Here is an 18,453-nt window from a genome sequence, read left to right on the forward strand (position 1 = left end):
TATGATTTCGGAATTAGCGCAGCCTCCAATCTTTATCCAAAGGCGGTATGCTGTCACCTTTTGTCAGACAGATCCTGTCTATACGAAGGCCGGAAGCCAGGCAGTAAACGGTGAGGAGGTGTCCGCCGGCGTCCATATGACAGACAGCGGCGGGAATCCATCTCCATACCTGCTCGGCTTCGTAGCGCCAGAGCCTGCCTCCCCGATAAAGCGCTTCCTTTGGCAGCACTGCATGATCAATGGCCGCGGATATACAGGAATCCTCGTTAGAGTTAAATTTAGCAAGCATCCACACGGTATAATCCCCGCCATCACAGCTTAAACGGTAGTTTAAAGAGGGCGCGGCCTCTGTGCTGTCCCACTTAAGGCCCTGGCGGCGGATATACATGGCCAGGCCGCTGCGGCCATAGGATTCACTGCTGCAGTACTGCCACGTGTAGTGCTCCGTATAAGCGTACGGGGTCTGAGCATAGGCTGCTACTGCGTCGATCCTGACCTGACCGTCTTTTTCCGGATAGACGGACATACCTCCCTGCAGCAGCTCGTAAGGAGACCTGGCAGTGCCATATTCCTCCTGCTCTGCGATCAGATCGTTCGCCAGCAGCGTATTTCCGGCAAATACCCTGTCTGCGTAGAGCATCGGCCTGGGTTTCAGAGGCAGGGTGCCATACCAGATATTAGATGCTTCCTTTATAAATTTCTCATCCGGCAGCGCCTGGGAGCCTTCCGTCGTGCCCAGGCTGTTATATTTTCTGGGACGGCAGTAAAGCACGAATTTTGTAAACGCAAAATATCGGTCCACCGCCGTAAAGGTAACGGTGTGCATGCCCCGCTTCATGGCAGGCAGATGCAGATAAAGCTTATCCACATGGTCCATGGTATTCACCGTCCACTGGCCGCGCCACTCATCGTTGGATTCGGATTCCACCGTCTGGGGCGTCCCTTCATCCACGGACACCCCCATGCGGATCCTTCCGGTAGAGTTAAGGGAAGGGTAACGGTGTATTTCCAGCAGGCTGTCTGCAGCGTCTTCGGTCAGGAGGATCGGGTAGGACAGTGGTGAACCCTGTTCATATGCTTCAACCAGATCGCCCCCGCCCCTTCCCAGGCGTTTGATGTGCCGCCAGCCCGGAGCCTGCCTGCTGTCCGCACGGACCGCCACAATACCGTCGTCTTCACATATTGCGGCTATATCAGGGGGGATCTCCCCCAAGGAGCGAGAGCTGCAATTTGCAGCGGAATCTGCCGCAGATAAGAGTTCTGTCAGTGACTGTACGGTAACATCAATACAGGTGACGGTTTGATCCGTACGGTTTCTGACTTGTATCCTGCCTTTTCTGGACGCCGCTGTGTCCTCTACGGTCACCAGTATACGGATTTCGCCGCGTACCGTTCCCCGGGTCTCTGACAGCTTCATCCAGTCATCCGCTTCCGCCTCGAAGGTAAATTCACCCGCTCCGGCGTTGGCGATCTCAAACCACTTAGTCGCCGGCTTTGTAAAGCGCAGCTCGCTGTCACCGTTCCACAGGGTGATGAGCATCTTTCTGCCTCCAATGGACAGGGGCGGCGTACAGGCCGGGTGCATTGCGGTTCTGGGCGGCGGGAAATCCTCGGGTGTCACCATCCCCCTCCATTTGCCTCCCAGCATCTCTTCATTATAGTATTTAAGCATCCTGCGCCTCTGGTCGTCGTAGAAGCGGGAATACTCCGTGTACCGGGCCGCCGCCTGCATCTTTCCCTGGTTCACACAGAGAGTGCTGCGGTCCGCAAAATAATACTGGGCATTGGTGTAATATGCGGCATGAATTTTCATCAGAGCCATCTGAAAAAACGCTGGCTTTTCATTCTCCGGCAGCGATTCATATATGGCATTTGCCCTGTCATACATCTCTTTGTAACGGTTGAGCCGCACGGCTCCCTCGTCCCCGTATGCGGTCTGCGAAAACGTATCATTATCCAGATTTTCTATCTTGCGCACATTGGTGAGCTGGGTGAAATCATTGAGTATCCCGGCCATCTCATCGCCGTGTCCGCCGCTGAAATTACGGTCGATCCAGCCGGCCAGCCAGGCATCCACATCCGAGGTGCTGCCGTTCTCTTTTCCGATCTCCCACGCCAGGCGCAGATAGTACTCCATCTCCTGCTCCAGAGGCTTGAGGGCGCCCACATTCATGACCCACAGCTTCTGTATGCCGTTTTCATACGCCTTTTCCAGCTCATATTTGGTCTGTGCCAGAGGGATGGAACAGATAAAGAGATAGGATCTTCCGGGCGGAGACCAGTAGGAATTGTGATAGTAGATGCCGTTTCCGCCGCTCCTTCTCTGTTCTTTTTCGGAAGGATAACGCCGCACATACCCATAATTGTCATTGGACCAGATCAGGGTAATGTCTTCCGGAACATCCAGACCGTTGTCGTACAGATCCAGCACCTCTTTATAGGGTACAAAGAGCTTTAACGTATCCCTGCCAAGCGTATCCGCCAGTATCTCCTTCTGATCCCCGATCACCTTCTGCAAAAGCGCCACTTTTTTACGCCGCATCTCCTCTTTGGACTCCGCCTTGAGCGCTCTTGTCTCAAAACCGGAATCGTGGATACCGCGCATGCCGAGCGTATAGCTCACCTCAAAATCCCGGTTCTGCTCCACGCTCTCCCGCCAGTATTCCTTAAGGATATCCCTGTTTCTGCCCTCAACGGAATAGTCATATACGGCATCGTCGTATCCCTTTTTCGTGATCCAGGGAATCCACTCCCGGTTGTTGCTGCGCATCAGCATATCACAGTGTGAAGTGCCCACCACCAGGCCCATACGGTCCGCCAGAGCACCGTTCTCCACCTTCAGGTTGAAGGAATTCACATGCATGGCGGGCCATATGTAATTCCCTTTCAGCCTTAAAATCAGTTCAAATATCTTTTCATATGTATGAACCCCGATAGTATCCTCATCCATATGAAGGCGCGCCCAGCAGTCCAGTTCCTCCTCGTCATTGATGAAAATCCCGCGGTATTCTACCGAAGGGTAGTCAATCACTTCAAAACCGTCCTCCAGCGCAAACTGTTCCTTCACCTTAACCGGCACATCCGCGAAGTAGTGCCAGGGCGACACCCCGATCCTTTCGCAGAGATCATAGATGCCGTATATTGTTCCCCTGCGGTCTGTACCCGCGATCACAAGCCTGTTACCGCAGACTTTCAGCATATAGGCTTCCCTGCGAAGACGGCCCTGTTCATCCTTCAGCCTGTCCGCGTCCACATAGGGCGCTGTCAGCTCCGATACCCCTACGGTGCCGACAAGTATCCTGCTGTCCGCACCCGCATCCGTGCAATGAATCCCTACAGCCCTTGAGAGATCTGTTTTCAGATTAAAAAATGCCGTCTTCACTGCCTCCGATTCGTTTTCAGACAGACCGACGCCGACAGTTTCCTGTGAATTTAATACAAACTCCATTTTCCCTCTTTCCGTGCGCTGCCGCACACATACAGATTTTACGGATACACCACCAATCCGCTATCGTACCCGGACTTCGCGCAGCTTTGCTGCAGCTTCCATCAGGATACCGATCAGTACTAATTTATCATGCAATATATATGGAATAAAGCACATTTATTGCTGAATCAGCCGGATAATCAATCATATCTTGCAGAACATCAGCGGCTTTGCTATACTTAATTCTATAATAAAACTGATCAGGGCTTCAGGGCATTAAAACAATCCGGGAGGCGATCCGATGTACCCCACCCTGTTTCTGCCATACAGCGGCTTATTCTTTGATTATATTGAGAGTCATAAGAAGCACACCATGACCGTGCAGCAGTACCACGATACCTATGAGATCTACCTGCAGACGAAAGGTGAACGCTATATCTTTCTGGAAAATATATGCCATGCCATGAAACCCGGCGATGTCTGTATCATCCGGCCTTTCGATCTTCATTACGGGGAGAGCCGGACCTCGGATTATTACGGCAGATATGTGCTGAACTTTCCGGAGGAGAAGCTGGATCTTTTACTCACGCAGGGAGAGCGGCAGCTTCTCTTTCAGCGTTTTCACAGCTGCATACTGCACCTGACGGGTGAAGTCTGGGAACGCACACTCACTATATTGCAGGGCTTAAGCGCCTGCTGGGACCAGAGCGGTTTCCTGGCAGAAAAGCTGCAGTACTCCTATGTATTTCAGCTGCTGATGCTGTTAAAGGACCGCATGCCGGAGCAGGAGGAACCCGCCATAAGCGGTGTTTCTTCCGATGTACGGCCAGAAATCCTGCAGGCCATTCACTATCTCAATGAGCACTACCGGGATCCTATAGATCTTGATACCATAGCGGACACTGTTCATATGAGCAAATACCATTTCTGCCGTCTGTTTAGCAAAGCCACCGGCGCCACTTTCGTGGAATATCTGAATAATGTGCGGCTGACCAAGGTTCATCAGATGCTTCTGGAAACCGCACTCTCTCTGTCACAAATCGCAGAACAGACCGGATTCTCATCACCGGGACACCTTTCCAGGGTTTTTGGCAGCGTATATCAGATGTCGCCCAGTAAGTTCCGGAAGCAGAAACATGACATCTCATAATTTTAAGGAAAAGCGGAAGCACGCCGAAGCGTGCGCAGGTCATCAACCTTCGGTTGGTGACAGGAAAAGCGGAAGCACGCCGAAGCGTGCGCAGGTCATCAACCTTCGGTTGGTGACAGGAAAAGCGGAAGCACGCCGAAGCGTGCGCAGGTCATCAACCTTCGGTTGGTGACAGGAAAAGCGGAAGCACGCCGAAGCGTGCGCAGGTCATCAACCTTCGGTTGGTGACAGATAAAGGAGGAGTACGATGGAACAGACTACTTTTTATTTTCTGGGAACAGGCGCTGCAGATTGGGATGAGCGGCAGCCCGACGGAGAACTGCGGAGATTTACCAGCACGCTGATAGACGGACATATACTGATGGATTTCACTTCAGCGGGTTTTGATCTGCTGGGGGAGCGGCAGGCTGATGTGGATATTGTCTTTCTCACCCATTCACACCCGGATCACTTTGACCCGGAGGCAATCGAACGCCTGGCCGCCGGGAGGGCAGAGCCGCTCATCCTGTACGCACACCGGAGCATCGCCTCTGAAATCCGGATAGCGCGGGTCAATGTCATTCTCCTGGATACGGAAAATCCTGTATCCTGCGGCCCCTATAAAGTGATACCGCTTCCATCCAATCATGCCTCCTTCAGGAAATATGAGCAGACGCTCCACTATCTGTTTTGCGGTCCGCGCAATTTTCTCTATGCATTGGACGGCGGCTGGCTTTCCAACCGGGAAGCAAAGCGCATCAGAGGAACTGCGCTGGATGCCGTGATCATGGACTGCACCATAGGCGACGGTTATGAAGGGGACTGCCGTATATTTGAGCACAATTCCCTGCCCATGATCCGGATCATGGAACAGACACTGCGAAAAACCGGCATGATGAAACAGGCCGCGCCGCTGATCCTGACTCATTTTGCCAAAACGCTGCATCCTTCCCAGGCAAAACTGCAGGCCTCCCTGACGCCGCTCCAGCTAGCCGCTTATGATGGACTGACTGTCTGTTTATCATAGCGTATATGATTTCAAGGAAAATAAAAAGGGAAAGAAAAAAAGCATTCGCCGGTAGCTTCAGCGAATGCTTTTCATCTATTTCGAAGTTCTTTGCCTGGAACACTACTTCTTAACGGCACTGTTAACATTTTCATCTCCATGCATAGTACTGTCGAAACCTAAGTTATCCCGGCCTGAGCCTTATTAAGCCTTATTCTGCGGCAGTAGTATATTCTACAACCGGCTCGGTTCCCAAACCCCAAGGATCATCCGCAGCGGTAAAGTCGGGTGTGATATTTCTTGCCTGTACGGCTTCCACATCATAGTCCAGAACCAAAGTGGCATCCGCATAGTCGTTGTTCCAGCTGCCCGGCACTTTGATCGTATACTCTTCGCCTGTCTCGCCCTGTACTGCCAGGAATTCAATGGTATTTACACTGGTTCCCGGGACTGCCGTATCGTTGGTCAGTATCTTTGTATAATAATAGTAATCGCCGATCTTAACCCAGTCTTCAGCCAAAACCGCTCCAAAGTCAGAGCTACCGTCCTCATTAAACAGAGGGAAGGTTTTATCGCCGACTTCAACAACCGGCGCTTTCAGGCGAACCCATGCATCGGAGCTTCCATCTGCAAGGGTAACAGTCAGATCCTTCATGATCGGATCACCGGGGATCAGGGACTGATAATCTTCTTCATTGTAATTGGGCTCATCTATCTCAATATCCACATGGTTTAAAACCATATTGTTGCTTACGGAATCTTTATCTGTAAACCATGCAAGCGTCTGGCCTACCGCAAGCGCTCCCAACAGTCCAACTGCTGCTACCGCAAGCGCGATTTTTTTCTTTTTCATTTATTATCCTCCTTTTTTTATGTCACCAACCGAAGGTTGATGACCTACGCACACTTCAGTGTGCTTCTTATGAGATGCTTTTTTCTTCAGGATATCTCCTGCGGTCCAAAGGATCAGAGCTGCTGCAAAGATGGCAATGCCTGCTGCAATACCGTTTTTGGAATGCAGAAAAACAGACATGCTTCCCAAATAAGGAATGCAGAACACTGCTTTTCCGATCAGGCGGTCAAAGGAAATCGGCGTGGAATCCTCAAACTCATTGGCATCTCCCTTGGTGGTAAATACACGGTTCACGTCATCGATCGCTGTGACTCTGTGGGTTGCCACCACATCGCTCTCAGCCGACATCTTAAATGTGATGGGGTCTCCCACCTTCACATCCTCCGCCTTCGCCTCTTTGACATATACCACGCTCCCCACAGGAAACACAGGTTCCATGCTGCCGCTTAAAACTCCGTACAGCTGGTAGCCAAACAGCTTCGGCACCGTCAATGGCACAGCCAGCAGAATCATCAGGAGAATCAATATGGTTCCAAGACTATTCAGTATCTTCGATGCCACGCTCTTCGTCCTCCCACTGCGTTTCGCTGACTTCCATTGTGGAGTCCATCAGTTTAATCAGTTCCAATGCGCTGCGGAAACTCTGCTTCTTCTGTCCCTGTACCCAGGTCACCGCTCCCTGCCAGCTCCCATACTCCTGACGCTTGATTTCGACGATAAATGTTTGACCGTTATACTCACTTTTTCTGGATCTGATCTCGTCCTTCATCAAACATCTTACCCTTTCCAGGGAGGCTCCGGTAACGGGGCCTTCCCCTGCTATCCTCATTCTTACACCCTTACTTGTTATATCCCATTACATCAATCGGCTCACCTGTGGAACCCAGCCATCCGCTGATCTTGCCTTCCGTGGTTGCCGGTGTGAAGTAATCCGCCTGAATTGCTTCCGCGTATACTTTAATGTTGAAGGTCTGGCCTGCGGTGTTCGCAGCCCACTCTTCTCCGGGGATTGTCACGGTCTTAAACAGCACCGCTGTCTCTGTAGCCTTGCGAACGGACTGATAGTAGAAATATCCGTCTGTTTCGTTGTAATACCAGTCGTCATCCGCTTTGATCTGTGCGATCAGGGCGTCCTCCAGAACCTTTAGATCCGCTTCTGTAATCTTGCTGCCATCCGGAGCCGTAACTTCCAGTTTTGCACGAACATAAGCATCGGCGGAATCTTCTGTCACAGTGATCGTAGGGTTCTTCGGAACCGTCTGTCCGGGAAGCACCTCACCGAAGGTCAGACCTTTATCCGTGATCTCTGTAGTCTGTATATACTCCTTGCCTGTAGAATCCTTCTCCACTTGATTCTCAGTCAGAGTGATATCCACATGGCCGACTGTTAAGGTGTTCGGGATTTCTTCTTTATCCGTTAAGTACGCGATCGTCGATCCCACACCCACTATGGCGATCAGGAGCACCGCAGCCAGCACGGCAAATAATTTCTTTTTATTCTTCATATTGTTTCACCTCTGCTCATGAATTGAGTAGTATTTTGATGAAAGAAACCTAAATTAGTTATTTCCCCATACAGTTGCCGCAAGAGCCTCTGCATCTGATGTATTTGCGGACTGTACCGCACAGGACTGAACATTAATCTGCGGCAGGTTGGAGCCGGTGCCGTCTGCAGTTGTATTATATGTTACTGTAGTGAATAATGCGGGTAATACTGTATCCGCAGCTGCCTTTTTCACTATATGATCAGCTGTTCCTGTATACTGATAGATACCGTCTCTTGTTGCACCAAGTCCTGTAGTGGTTCCATCTGTATTAGCTACTTTTGTCCAAGCTGTATTGATCTCGCCAACCGTGAAATCTTGCTCGCCCGCTTTGCCTGTATTAAGAGCTTCCAACGCATCGATTCCGGTCACCTTCATGAATACGTAGCAGTCTGTAGAGTCCTTTACAACTGTTGTGGTAGGATCTTTCTTCATCTGATCGCCGGGCTGCAGATCCGTATATTCATTACCCGTTGTTGTTCTAACGTCGGGGTTTGTTACATCTTCCTCATCCAGCTTGATCTCAATTCCGTTTCCTACTGTAAAGGTATTGTTCAGAGTCTGTGTATTGCTGGTCAGGTATGCCAATGTAGCGCCTGCTCCGATGACTGCGATTAATCCGAGAGCAATGATCATGGTTAACAAACTTTTCTTTTTCATAAATTTAATCTCCTTTTCTTGTTTTAAGGTTTTCAATCTCCAGTTACAACGGCCGCCTTTCACTAAACAGTGAGCGGTTTACTTCTTTACATTTTTTATAAGGATACTATATCGCGGGCAGGTCACACAAAGGTCATACCGATGATAATTTATTTATGTATGCTGCTTGCGGTCTGTCTCCTTCTTATCTTCTCCGGACAGGATATCCGGTAAAAAGATTAATAAAATCAACACGATCAGTACGCCGCAGATCGCGGCGATCCCGATCGGAGTTTTCGCATAAATGGTCAGATAACCCAGCAGCGGCAGATGAAAAAATACCTTTCCCACGACATTTGTAAATGCTACCGGAGCCGCATCTTCGGTCTCGTTCGCATCCCCTTGGGTGTGCAGCTGCTGTGCCTCCTCATCGATGCCGATGATCCGGTGGGTCACCATGGTATCTCCGCTCAAACGGTATGTCACTATGTCACCGACTTCCAGCTCCGAAACATCCACCGCCTTTGCGTAGACCACGGATCCCACCGGGATCTTGGGCGTCATGCTTCCGCTTAGTACCGCCATGCTCTTGAATCCCAGCAGCGCCGGGGCAATCATGACCACCGCCAGAATCGCCAGCAGCGCCAGAATGATTCCTGACAGGATATTACATACTTTCTTAAACACTTCCTATGTCCTCCTAACATGTCGCTTAAGCGGTCATTCGTATTTATTGGGCATCAAAGACAGCCCAGACTCTTTTTGCATTTTCAGCACTATAGTTCCCATCCGCATCTATAGCGGATATTGAATTCCCGTTTTCATCCACCGCTCTGGTCTGGATGGATTCCTGATACAGCGTTATTTGAAACGGTACAAAGTCTGACAAATCTGCTTTGCCGTTCAGTTTATATGCTGTAAATAAAGGAACTTCTGTCCTTTTGCCGGGCTCAACAAAGCCTTGATAATAGTAGAACCCATCGCCTTCATTATATAGCCAAAGTTCGTTAAATCCCTCCAGCTCCACCTTTGCATCCTCCGGTGAAACCGTAGCTCTCATGCGGACCAGGCAGTTGCTCTCTCCCGTGTTTTTCACGTACGGTTCTTTCGTCCCCTCGCTGTTCACATTTTCTTCTATCTCTGTGTCAACGCTTCCTACCGAAAAGGTGTTGGTCAGGGAAGAGGCCCGCGCCAGATTCAGCGCCATGGTCACTCCCCCGATCACCGCTGCGGCAAGGAAAACAGCTGCGGCTATCATGAAGATTCTGTTATTCTTATTTCTCAATATCTTTTTCATCGTATCCTCCTGCCTTCCTCACCTTTCTTAGTTGCTTTCCACAGTTACTTTTTCGGGACGGATGACAATTTTTCCGTTTTCAACCGTAAACCGGTTCACCACAATATCCGTATCGGAGAAGTATTCATCTCCGGTCTTCTTATTGCTGAATACTGCTTTGCCGTCTCTGGAATTGATATCCCTTGTGCCGTCCGCTTTTCTACCCAGGAAGAAGCTGTCTGAATCCGTGTTGGCCGGATAAGAGCCCTCTCCGCTAAGCACCGCGCTGCCGTCTAAATCGTAACGGCTGCTGTCCAGCTCTTCCACCGTATAGGTTCCTTTCGGAAGGCCGCTGAATGTTGTTCTCAAGGCCACATAACCGTCAGCATCCGCTTCCATGTTTTCCAGTTTCTCTTTGTTGAAACGCACATATCCGTACAGGACCTTGCCGGTATCTTCATTGGTCAGGCTGAAGGTGAAGATCGGATCTCCCTGATTCAGATTGATATCTTTTTTGAGGATCTTCTTTTCCACTGTCACAGAGCCGCTGACCACGTGAATCGTATAGGTGTTGCTCCCATCAACCGCTGTAACCTTGTTGCCGCCGGAAGCTGCCGCTCCGGTCTCTCCGGAAGTGAATGGGGTAAAGGTTACGGTCAGCGTATACACCTGGTCCGTTTCCGGGCGTTTCTTTGCTATTTCTTCCAGCGTGATGGTCTTCCCGTCCGCATCCGTCCAGTTGTAATTGAACTCTCCCTTTGCTTCCTTACCGCACCAGTAATCCGAACGCTCTTCAAACATGGATTCCTGTACGCCTTCCGTAGGAATATTCTCACCCAGGAAGATCCATTCTTCTTCGGGATCCACTGCAAATTTTGCATAAACATTTACAATGGGCTCCGGCAGCGGCTTAACCGCTCCGTTTATGGTTACCTGTGATCCCGGGGCATTGGTCGTTACATCGTTGCCCCCAAGGAACTCTTCTCTGGCCACTACTTTAATCGTTTTGTGGAATCCGCCGCCTGTAATTGTAGATTCCGGCCATGTAACGGTCATTCCGTCTGCACTTACGGTCGCGCCTTCAGATATCAGCCTTTCCCTCTCCCCGGGAGCCAGTTCAAATCTGGGATCCAGCACATCCGTCACATCCGCTTTCCCGATTTTAGATACGATGGAGCTTCCGATAGAAGAGAATGCCAGTTCCAAATCGCTCACGGTATCTGCAGTGAGGTACCTGGATGCATCGCCAGCTACGTTTGTCATATATGCATCGACTTTTTGTTTCGTACTATCATCCAAGCCTTTAAATACACCGACAGCAAAGATTTTTGCATCATAATCGGATCGGAAACTGTCGGCATAGGCAATTGCCTTATTAGCCAATCCCGTACTGCTAAGCTCCCCGGTGCCGCTGCTCCATGATTCTCCTGATCCGCTGCCATATCCACTATATGGCACACCATCTGTAAAAAACACTACCGCTTTACTGTTTTCGTCGGTGCTATAATCACGGAACAGTTCCGCAGCATCTTTCATTCCAAGATCCGGCCTTGTAACACGGTTATTATAAGGCAGGCTGTCAATCGCTTCTTTAATATCGGTTCCGTTTGATATAAATCTGCATGCAGTCGAACTGCTTGAATTATAATAAACTACTGCAATTCTGCTTTCCGGCGAATCCTTCAAAATGTTATCTACAAACAATTTAGCCGCATCCTTCATTGCAGACATCCTTGTTTTATTCCCATCCATTTTGTTAGACCACATGCTCCCTGAATTATCCAGTACCAGCACGATATCATATGCTGCTGTTTCAGTAATTCCCGGGATCTCCACGTCTTCTGCGGATACATCTATATTGATCTGATATGTGCGGTCTTCCCACGCTCCAATCAATTTTGCCGTTTTATTTACGGTTACGCTGTCAATCTTTAACTCATTGACAAATTCAACCGTCATATCCGTCTTGCCGATCAGTACTTCCGCTGTTGCTGCCGTAAGCGGCAGGGCCTCGCCGTCTTTATGGATCGCCTTTAACAGATAGTTGCCGTTTTCCTCAATAACCTCTTTAACTGTAAACCGGTCTCCTTCAAATGCCGGAAAGATCTTCACTTCTCCAGCTTTCAGTTTTACCGTCTCCTGACTGGTAATGCCGGCAGCAGTCGTTTTTTCCACAACAAATTCAAATTCATCGTCCGCATAAGAGGCATTTCCTGCCGCTGTGCCGGTCACCGATTTTGTAAGGCGGAAATTTACCGGCGCCGCAGGCGGCTCAATGTATACTTCCGGGCTGGTGAGATCGGAGCCGTTCTTATAGGAATTCGGATCTTCGCTGGTCTGATGCTGTGCATCCCCATTCACATCCGTATAGTGCACTTCCGCTTTATCATTTGTCAGCAGATCCGGATTTTCTTCACTGGCCTCCGCCGAGCTGTATACCCCAGGTTTTGCCTCTATCTGGAACCTCACTTCGGTTCCTTCCGCGACAACCTTGGCGAAATGCAGATCCACTGTCCGCTCTGCTCCCAGACTGTAATAGTTGTCAGGTGCTGTTCCCGTGCCGTCGTATTTGGGCAAATCCACCCATGCTCCGCCGGCTACCCGGTATTGTGCCACCAGCTCCGTGCCGTTACCCGGCAGGTACAGGTTGAAATTGTCATGGTGCGCCACATCGGTAATGGTCGCGTTTGTCGCGATCTGTTTGTTCAGCACCGATACAAGAATCTGATTTAAAATTGTAGCGATCTCGCCTGAACCGGAGGTATAATAATTCGCTTCCGTTGAGGCCACAGCCGTCAGAAAACCGGAAATAAAGTCATCTGCCGACGCATACCAGTCTGTGCTGTTGCTGCCGTACCGCCAGAACTGAAGGCCCAGGCGGTTATCCACACCGATCGTGCTGTCATACTGTGAAGGTGTTATGATGAAGCTCTTGTTACCGTTATCATCCGTGCTTGCCGAACCCTCATACTGTCCCTGTGAGTTGCGTGAAGTGGATACGGATATGCTGCCGCTGCTGGAAATATCATAGTTAATTGTATATATTTCCGCCCCCAGCTGTTTGATTGCATCCGCCTGCTCGTTGGCGCTGATCGCTTCTCCGTAAGGACGTCCATCCAGCCCCTGCTGGCTGGGCGCACCGTCTGTCAGCAGTATCACGATCTTATGGGATGTGCGGTATTCCGGAACAGCAGCCACCAGCTCTTTGGCCTTTTCCAGTCCGCTGTCGGTCTGTGTGCCTCCGTTTGCATTCAATCCGGTCACATGGGATTTTAACGTTTCCTCATCTCTTGTGAAGTTAACGCTGTCCACCGCATAACCGGTTCCGCTGTAATCCACAAGCGCAACACGGTTATTTTCATTGGCATTCAGGATCCCGGAGATAAATCCGGTTCTTCCCTCAGGTGTTGAGGCAGATCCGTCACCGTTTAAAGCGTTTTTCAGATTTCCGATCTTATTGCTCATGCTTCCGGAACGGTCGATTACAAACAGCACATCCACAGGCTGGGTATTTACAGTGGATGCCTGGCCGCTCATGGCGAAATTAATCCACCATCTGTACTCGTCTTCCGCGGTGTTCTCTACTTTACCGCCCAGGCTCTTTTCAATTTTCAAAGTATCTTCCATCGGCTTGGTGTAGCGTATTCTTATAACCACACCGTTGATCCTGCGGCTGCCCGTTACCGTGATTCCGCTTCCGTCAGCTTTGAGGGCAACATTGCTGTCAAAATCGCCGTTGCTCACCGTGATGATATCATAAGATTCACCGGCAGCCGGCCGAAACGGTATATCCGCGCTTCCGGTCCTGCTGATCTGATAGTTTTCTGTATCAACTGATCCGTCCGCGTGTTCATGTTCTACGGTAACGCTTGTTTCGGCGCTGTATGCTTTTACATAGATGTCCAGATAGTTCAGCCTTTTCTTGCTGTCGCTGTCATATTTTCCAGCCTCATATTTTTTCATATCCCAGCCGCCATTGCTGATCGTGCCATCAGAGCCGGGTTCCATGGTGCGCTCACCGTCTATTTCACCGCGCCCCTCATATCCTCTGTAATAACGTACTGCCTTTACCAGCTCATAATTAATGTTTTCAGGCACCGATATGCTGATATCACCGGTTTCTTCTCCCTGCTTCTGAAAATATCCTCTCGAAGGCTGTGTTTCCAGCACATTATTTGTATCTGCGTCAATCACACGGACAACCAGATGATATCTGTCCTTTGTAAATCCATTTACCTGTGAAAAATCATTCTCTGTCCATACATTCACATAATTACCGCTGGTTAACTGGCTGGTATAAGCCGGCACTGTCCCGACCACAGAGATGATATACATTGAAAAGCTCTCGGTCTCGAACTCAACCTTCTCAATCCCTTCATCCGTGGTTTCCACAGTTGCTTCCACGTCTGTCACGGTCTCACTGTCTTCCATATGATAAACGTTCAGCTCAGTGGTTTCCTCTTCCATCGCTGCAAGGGCAACCTTCTGGACGAATTCCATACTGACAGAGACCTTGCCGGCAGGTTCCACCTCTTTGCCGTCTTTCACAAAGCTGATATCATATGCCATCATATCGTGGACATCCGCTTCCTGCTCCTGCGCTTTTGCAGCAACCAGCTCTGCGGCCTTGTCATACTCAGCTCCGCTGTTAACCGGAACCACCTTCAGCTCTGCACCTGCCGGAAGAATATCAGGAGAGGAAAGAGTGGCCGTCACACGGATCGTGCCGTCCTCATATACGAATTCTGTCTTGCTCTCCCCGGGAATCTCGTTGCCGGATACGCTCGGAAGCTCATTGCCGGATACAGAACCCGTTTCATCCACAGCATTTCCGGATATGCTTCCGTCCGGATCCTCTGCCGAACGATCCGTAGAGGCTTCGGAACTTCCTTCTGTTGCTGCCTGTGTGCTTTCATCAGAACCGGATGTCACATCGTTCCCTTTTGCGCCGCCCGTTACGGCTGCAGAACTTTCATCGGAAGATGACGAGGGTTCCTGGCTGCTCTCCGAAGGAGCGGCTGCCGGCGCAGATGACTGCAGCGACAGAACAGAACTTTCGTTGCCCGGATCCGTCGGCTCTGTACCGTTCAGCTCATTGCCTGATACGGCAGCAGTTCCTTCATCTCCGGATGCCCGCACGATATCATTGACGTTAGGCAAAACGGTAATGATCAGTGCCAGGCACAGGATGATCGGTAAAATGCTCTTTTTAAATCTGAATTTCATTCTTTTTCCTCCTCTGCCCACTCTATTATCCCTGTTTCGTTCTTTTTTCATATCTGACCTCCGCGGTTTATAACGGTACGTCCTCGCTCTGACTGTCCGCAGGCTCGGTGCTTATCTTTGAAACCTTATGCTGATTGAACCGGTTTCTGATACCTATTTCACATTACTTACCTGTACTATACCAAGTCTCAGTCACATAGCGGTCACAGTGGCATTTTTGGCTTCGTTTTTTTCCAAAGTCATATTCAGGCAGCGTTCAAGGCAATACAAAAGCTGCAGATCCCCGTCAAATACCTCATATTTTTTCGTGCTTCTGTTATACAGCCCGCCCTGCCAGCTGCTGTGCTGGCGCGTCCTGATCACTATGTCGAAGGTCGCTGTCTTACCGCACTGTCCGATGATTTCTTCCGCCCTCAGCATGATCTTAGGCTTAATGTTAAAGGCAACCTTATCCGCTTCACCGGTAAACTGCCGCTTTACCTGATATCCCTGCGGATATCCCGCACGATCGAACATGCGGTCCGTCTGCAAAAGCAGTTCATTATAGTCATAAAAACAAATAGGACCTGTTGACAGGGGGCTGTATACCCGTCCTTCCATCCGGCCATTTTGATAGCTGTCCACACATATCCGCAGGCCGCCCGCAGGATATACTACCGCATGTTTTTCCACTTCATCGTCTCCTTTATCCTCAAAAATCCAATCAGGTGCAGCCCCAATTGGATTTTTGTCATCTATGCTTCAGGTTTCTGTTTTTTCTTTGCTATCAGGAACCAGGCAGCTGCCAATATTGCTGCGAGCACCGCTGCGCCTCCCGCCAGATACAGCGGCAGATTGGATTCGGATGCAACATCCGGCTGTTCTGCCATAGGAACTTCAGGTTCTGTGATATCCACTTCCCCTCCCTGACTTTCCTGATTCTCTGTGGGCTGTGTTTCCTGGCCCTGTGAGGTTTCAGGTTCGGGAGCCAGAGGGACCTCCGGCTCCGGGATATTCACTTCCGGTTCGGGTGTTACAGGCGTTACAGGCGCTGGATTAACAGGCGTAACGGGAGGAGTAACCGGCGCTACCGGTTGCCCTGGAACCACCTGCTCGATCACATTTTCACGAATGACCGTGCCACCGGGGATCACCTCTTCCACGATCTGCTCGATCGTGCCGCCTGAAGGCGGGTTCGTTAACTTATATACAAATGATACGCTCAAGCCTTCACCAGTCACTTCCAGCGTCTTCACAGCGCCATCCGCATAATAGCCGGATACAGATTTGGCTCTTGCAGTTATGGTATCGCCTTTATTGGCGGTAGCTATAACAGGAGACGCTACGTCCACGCCGTTTTCATCCACATACTTCACGGTATATTCCACACCGTCCACCAGGCGCAGATACTTGGCCACCATCTCTTCCTTGCCTTCCACTGAGGCAGGTGTGGCAGCGGCGTCCCATTCTGCCGTATTCACCACATAGCCGGCAGCCGGCACCACGGTGGGCAGATCCGGAAAAGCCGCGCCATAAACTACTTTATATACAACCTTGGTCTGGTCATTATTCATCGTCACTACGGTTCCGTCAGCCAGGGTTGCGCTCTCCCCTGCCTTAAGCTCCGTTCCTTCCACATTTACCTGAAAGGTTCCCTTATTTCCTGAACGGAATACTACATCATAGATCCTTTGGGAGCCGTCACCGGATGCCTCTGCGCGCAGTCCCGGAAACAGCAGCACCGTAATCAGTAATGCCACAGCGGTGCTAAACAGTCTGCTCATCCATTTCTTTCCCGCTTTCCTCATGACTTCTCCTCCGTTTTCTTTCTCCTCTTAACAACTATAAATACAATCACAGCCGCACACGCCGCCAGCACTGCGGCCAGCGCCGCTATGCTTGTAGGATCTCCCGTATGAACTCCGGCCATTACCTGCTGTGTGGTCTGTTTGATCACATCCACGACCTGCACGGTGGTTTCACCGACCTTCTGTACCACCTTGCGCACAACCGTAGGCTCCGGTGTGGGGATCTCATCATACTGTACGCTGAACTGGAACAGGATTTCGGCATCCGAATTCTGATAGTCATTTCCCATTGCCGTCCCGTCCGCAGAGATCGTCATATTCACCGTCTGCGTTTCACCTTTTTTTAGTGTCGCCAGAAGGATTCTTCCTCCCATTGCGCCGTCGGACAGATCCGTAAGCCCGCCGTTTTCTCCGCCGATGGTTCCCTGATAAATGGTCTCTCCGCCGGCTTCAAATACTATATCGTATACCGCGTTTTTTGCCTGGTTGTCTTCCGACAAATCCTTGGCAACATCCGTCTGGATGTAGAATTTCATCTCACGCTGGTCTTTGTTGCTCAAAACGAACTGCTGTGTTCTGGGTTCTCCGGGGAGCATTCCCTTAAATTCCTGTGCGAAATCGTCCGTATTCCCCGCGAACTGGAAATATTCCTTTGCGTCCCCCGTAAAGGTCACCGCCGGTGTGGAGGCCGCGCTGCTCGCATAGCTCGTCATGCAGGTTCCAAATACCAGCATCATTACCATGCCTATCATCATCAAACGTTTCTTCATCCTTATATCCTCCTCACTGCTTTCGCACGCACCTTATTCTTCTACGCTTTCCAGACGCCCGTCACTGCCGATTGTTACATCCAGTCCCCATTCGTCCATCATCGCGTCCTTAGCGCCTACCACCTGAATCGCGTCGGCATCCGCCTGCAGATGTGCTGTCAGGCCCGCGTATATATGCTGCTCGGTGCTGGGGATATTGCCGATCTGCAGAGCGTTGAATAAGCTGGAGGTGGATTCACCCGCCTTAAGCGGATAGCGGTAAAACATTGTTATCTCTTCCCCATACTCGTCATCGTCCCAGATGATCCAGTTCGAATCCATATTGTCGTCCGTAAGAAGGGCGATCTGTCCGGCATCCGCCTCAGTCACCTTTTCGCTGCTGCCGTCCACCCAGTATTTTGTCAAGCGTACGCGCAGATACAGATCGTAATACCCATCATTGGTTCCGGCCAATGAGTACTCTACCGTATCGCCCGGCATAATAAACGAGAGGTCCGTACCGGCTTTGTCCATTGCCGGCTCCGCTTCCTTCCCCTCCTCCACTAATTTCACGCTCAGGTTTTCAGTCGTGATATTGTTTTTTGTCTGGTCCGATGTGGCGCTGAAAAATGCCAGAGCACCTCCTACACAGGACGTAATAAAAAGGATCGCTGCTATGCTCATAAGTATCATTTTCTTTTTCACGGCTCATACTCCTTATCTACAAAATTTCATACTGGCTCCACTCTTGACTTCATTATATACGCTGATTGTCACACGCGGGTCACATAGCGGCAATTCCCCCGGCAAAGTCCGG

Annotated in this window: 15 protein-coding genes; 2 read left to right on the top strand and 13 right to left on the bottom strand. The window is 50.3% G+C overall.

Annotation, left to right across the window (positions count from 1 at the left end):
- Positions 1-13 precede the first annotated feature (13 nt).
- A complete protein-coding gene (locus tag DWZ56_RS01540) occupies positions 14-3,448 on the bottom strand; it encodes a glycosyl hydrolase 115 family protein (protein WP_118554610.1) in 3,435 nt (1,144 codons plus the stop codon).
- A gap of 280 nt (positions 3,449-3,728) precedes the next feature.
- Between DWZ56_RS01540 and DWZ56_RS01545 the strand changes: the two genes are divergently transcribed.
- Together DWZ56_RS01545 and DWZ56_RS01550 are read left to right on the top strand one after the other, a co-directional pair.
- A complete protein-coding gene (locus tag DWZ56_RS01545; protein ID WP_118554611.1) occupies positions 3,729-4,577 on the top strand; it encodes an AraC family transcriptional regulator in 849 nt (282 codons plus the stop codon).
- A 247-nt stretch (positions 4,578-4,824) separates the two neighbouring features.
- Complete coding sequence (locus tag DWZ56_RS01550; RefSeq protein ID WP_118554612.1) at positions 4,825-5,583, top strand: MBL fold metallo-hydrolase; 759 nt, start codon at positions 4,825-4,827, stop codon at positions 5,581-5,583.
- Positions 5,584-5,773: 190 nt separating this feature from the next.
- Here DWZ56_RS01550 and DWZ56_RS01555 read toward each other — a convergent pair whose 3' ends face one another.
- The 12 genes from DWZ56_RS01555 to DWZ56_RS01610 all read right to left on the bottom strand — a co-directional run bounded on the left by DWZ56_RS01555 (position 5,774) and on the right by DWZ56_RS01610 (position 18,341).
- Entirely contained in the window at positions 5,774-6,415 is a 642-nt protein-coding gene (locus tag DWZ56_RS01555) for a TasA family protein (protein ID WP_118554613.1), read from the bottom strand.
- A 3-nt stretch (positions 6,416-6,418) separates the two neighbouring features.
- Positions 6,419-6,976 carry a signal peptidase I gene (locus tag DWZ56_RS01560; protein WP_118554614.1) on the bottom strand — a complete coding sequence of 186 codons (558 nt, stop codon included), beginning with the start codon at positions 6,974-6,976 and terminating at the stop codon, positions 6,419-6,421.
- Positions 6,954-7,244 (bottom strand): hypothetical protein, encoded by a 291-nt coding sequence (locus DWZ56_RS01565; protein WP_243095013.1) that lies wholly within the window; start codon positions 7,242-7,244, stop codon positions 6,954-6,956. Before DWZ56_RS01565 ends, DWZ56_RS01560 begins: the two co-directional genes overlap by 23 nt.
- 10 nt (positions 7,245-7,254) lie before the next feature.
- The gene (locus DWZ56_RS01570) at positions 7,255-7,920 is read right to left on the bottom strand and encodes a SipW-dependent-type signal peptide-containing protein (RefSeq protein WP_118554615.1); all 666 of its coding nucleotides are present in this window, start codon (positions 7,918-7,920) and stop codon (positions 7,255-7,257) included.
- A gap of 54 nt (positions 7,921-7,974) precedes the next feature.
- Positions 7,975-8,619, bottom strand: coding sequence for a SipW-dependent-type signal peptide-containing protein (locus DWZ56_RS01575; protein WP_118554616.1), 645 nt, complete (start codon positions 8,617-8,619; stop codon positions 7,975-7,977).
- A 153-nt stretch (positions 8,620-8,772) separates the two neighbouring features.
- Complete coding sequence (locus DWZ56_RS01580) at positions 8,773-9,285, bottom strand: signal peptidase I (RefSeq protein ID WP_118554617.1); 513 nt, start codon at positions 9,283-9,285, stop codon at positions 8,773-8,775.
- Between the two features lie 43 nt (positions 9,286-9,328).
- Positions 9,329-9,895 (bottom strand): hypothetical protein, encoded by a 567-nt coding sequence (locus DWZ56_RS01585; protein WP_118554618.1) that lies wholly within the window; start codon positions 9,893-9,895, stop codon positions 9,329-9,331.
- Between the two features lie 27 nt (positions 9,896-9,922).
- Positions 9,923-15,100, bottom strand: coding sequence for a vWA domain-containing protein (locus tag DWZ56_RS01590; RefSeq protein ID WP_158584394.1), 5,178 nt, complete (start codon positions 15,098-15,100; stop codon positions 9,923-9,925).
- 192 nt (positions 15,101-15,292) lie between these two features.
- On the bottom strand, positions 15,293-15,772 hold the full coding sequence (locus tag DWZ56_RS01595) for a hypothetical protein (RefSeq protein WP_118554620.1): 480 nt from the start codon (positions 15,770-15,772) through the stop codon (positions 15,293-15,295).
- Between the two features lie 62 nt (positions 15,773-15,834).
- Complete coding sequence (locus DWZ56_RS23280; RefSeq protein ID WP_158584395.1) at positions 15,835-16,887, bottom strand: MucBP domain-containing protein; 1,053 nt, start codon at positions 16,885-16,887, stop codon at positions 15,835-15,837.
- Positions 16,884-17,657 carry a hypothetical protein gene (locus DWZ56_RS01605; RefSeq protein ID WP_118554621.1) on the bottom strand — a complete coding sequence of 258 codons (774 nt, stop codon included), beginning with the start codon at positions 17,655-17,657 and terminating at the stop codon, positions 16,884-16,886. Before DWZ56_RS01605 ends, DWZ56_RS23280 begins: the two co-directional genes overlap by 4 nt.
- A gap of 33 nt (positions 17,658-17,690) precedes the next feature.
- Positions 17,691-18,341 (bottom strand): hypothetical protein, encoded by a 651-nt coding sequence (locus DWZ56_RS01610; protein WP_118554622.1) that lies wholly within the window; start codon positions 18,339-18,341, stop codon positions 17,691-17,693.
- Positions 18,342-18,453: the final 112 nt, after the last annotated feature.

Origin of the sequence: Lachnotalea sp. AF33-28, from assembly GCF_003477885.1 — a bacterium.
Taxonomy (GTDB): Bacteria; Bacillota; Clostridia; order Lachnospirales; family Lachnospiraceae; genus AF33-28.

Excerpts from the sequence above, each read along its gene's own strand:
- DWZ56_RS01555 (WP_118554613.1), bottom strand. The coding sequence starts at position 6,415 with ATGAAAAAGAAAAAAATCGCGCTTGCGGTAGCAGCAGTTGGACTGTTG.
- DWZ56_RS01590 (WP_158584394.1), bottom strand. The coding sequence starts at position 15,100 with ATGAAATTCAGATTTAAAAAGAGCATTTTACCGATCATCCTGTGCCTG.
- DWZ56_RS23280 (WP_158584395.1), bottom strand. The coding sequence starts at position 16,887 with ATGAGGAAAGCGGGAAAGAAATGGATGAGCAGACTGTTTAGCACCGCT.
- DWZ56_RS01585 (WP_118554618.1), bottom strand. The coding sequence starts at position 9,895 with ATGAAAAAGATATTGAGAAATAAGAATAACAGAATCTTCATGATAGCC.
- DWZ56_RS01550 (WP_118554612.1), top strand. The coding sequence starts at position 4,825 with ATGGAACAGACTACTTTTTATTTTCTGGGAACAGGCGCTGCAGATTGG.
- DWZ56_RS01570 (WP_118554615.1), bottom strand. The coding sequence starts at position 7,920 with ATGAAGAATAAAAAGAAATTATTTGCCGTGCTGGCTGCGGTGCTCCTG.
- DWZ56_RS01575 (WP_118554616.1), bottom strand. The coding sequence starts at position 8,619 with ATGAAAAAGAAAAGTTTGTTAACCATGATCATTGCTCTCGGATTAATC.
- DWZ56_RS01605 (WP_118554621.1), bottom strand. The coding sequence starts at position 17,657 with ATGAAGAAACGTTTGATGATGATAGGCATGGTAATGATGCTGGTATTT.
- DWZ56_RS01545 (WP_118554611.1), top strand. The coding sequence starts at position 3,729 with ATGTACCCCACCCTGTTTCTGCCATACAGCGGCTTATTCTTTGATTAT.
- DWZ56_RS01540 (WP_118554610.1), bottom strand. The coding sequence starts at position 3,448 with ATGGAGTTTGTATTAAATTCACAGGAAACTGTCGGCGTCGGTCTGTCT.
- DWZ56_RS01565 (WP_243095013.1), bottom strand. The coding sequence starts at position 7,244 with ATGAGGATAGCAGGGGAAGGCCCCGTTACCGGAGCCTCCCTGGAAAGG.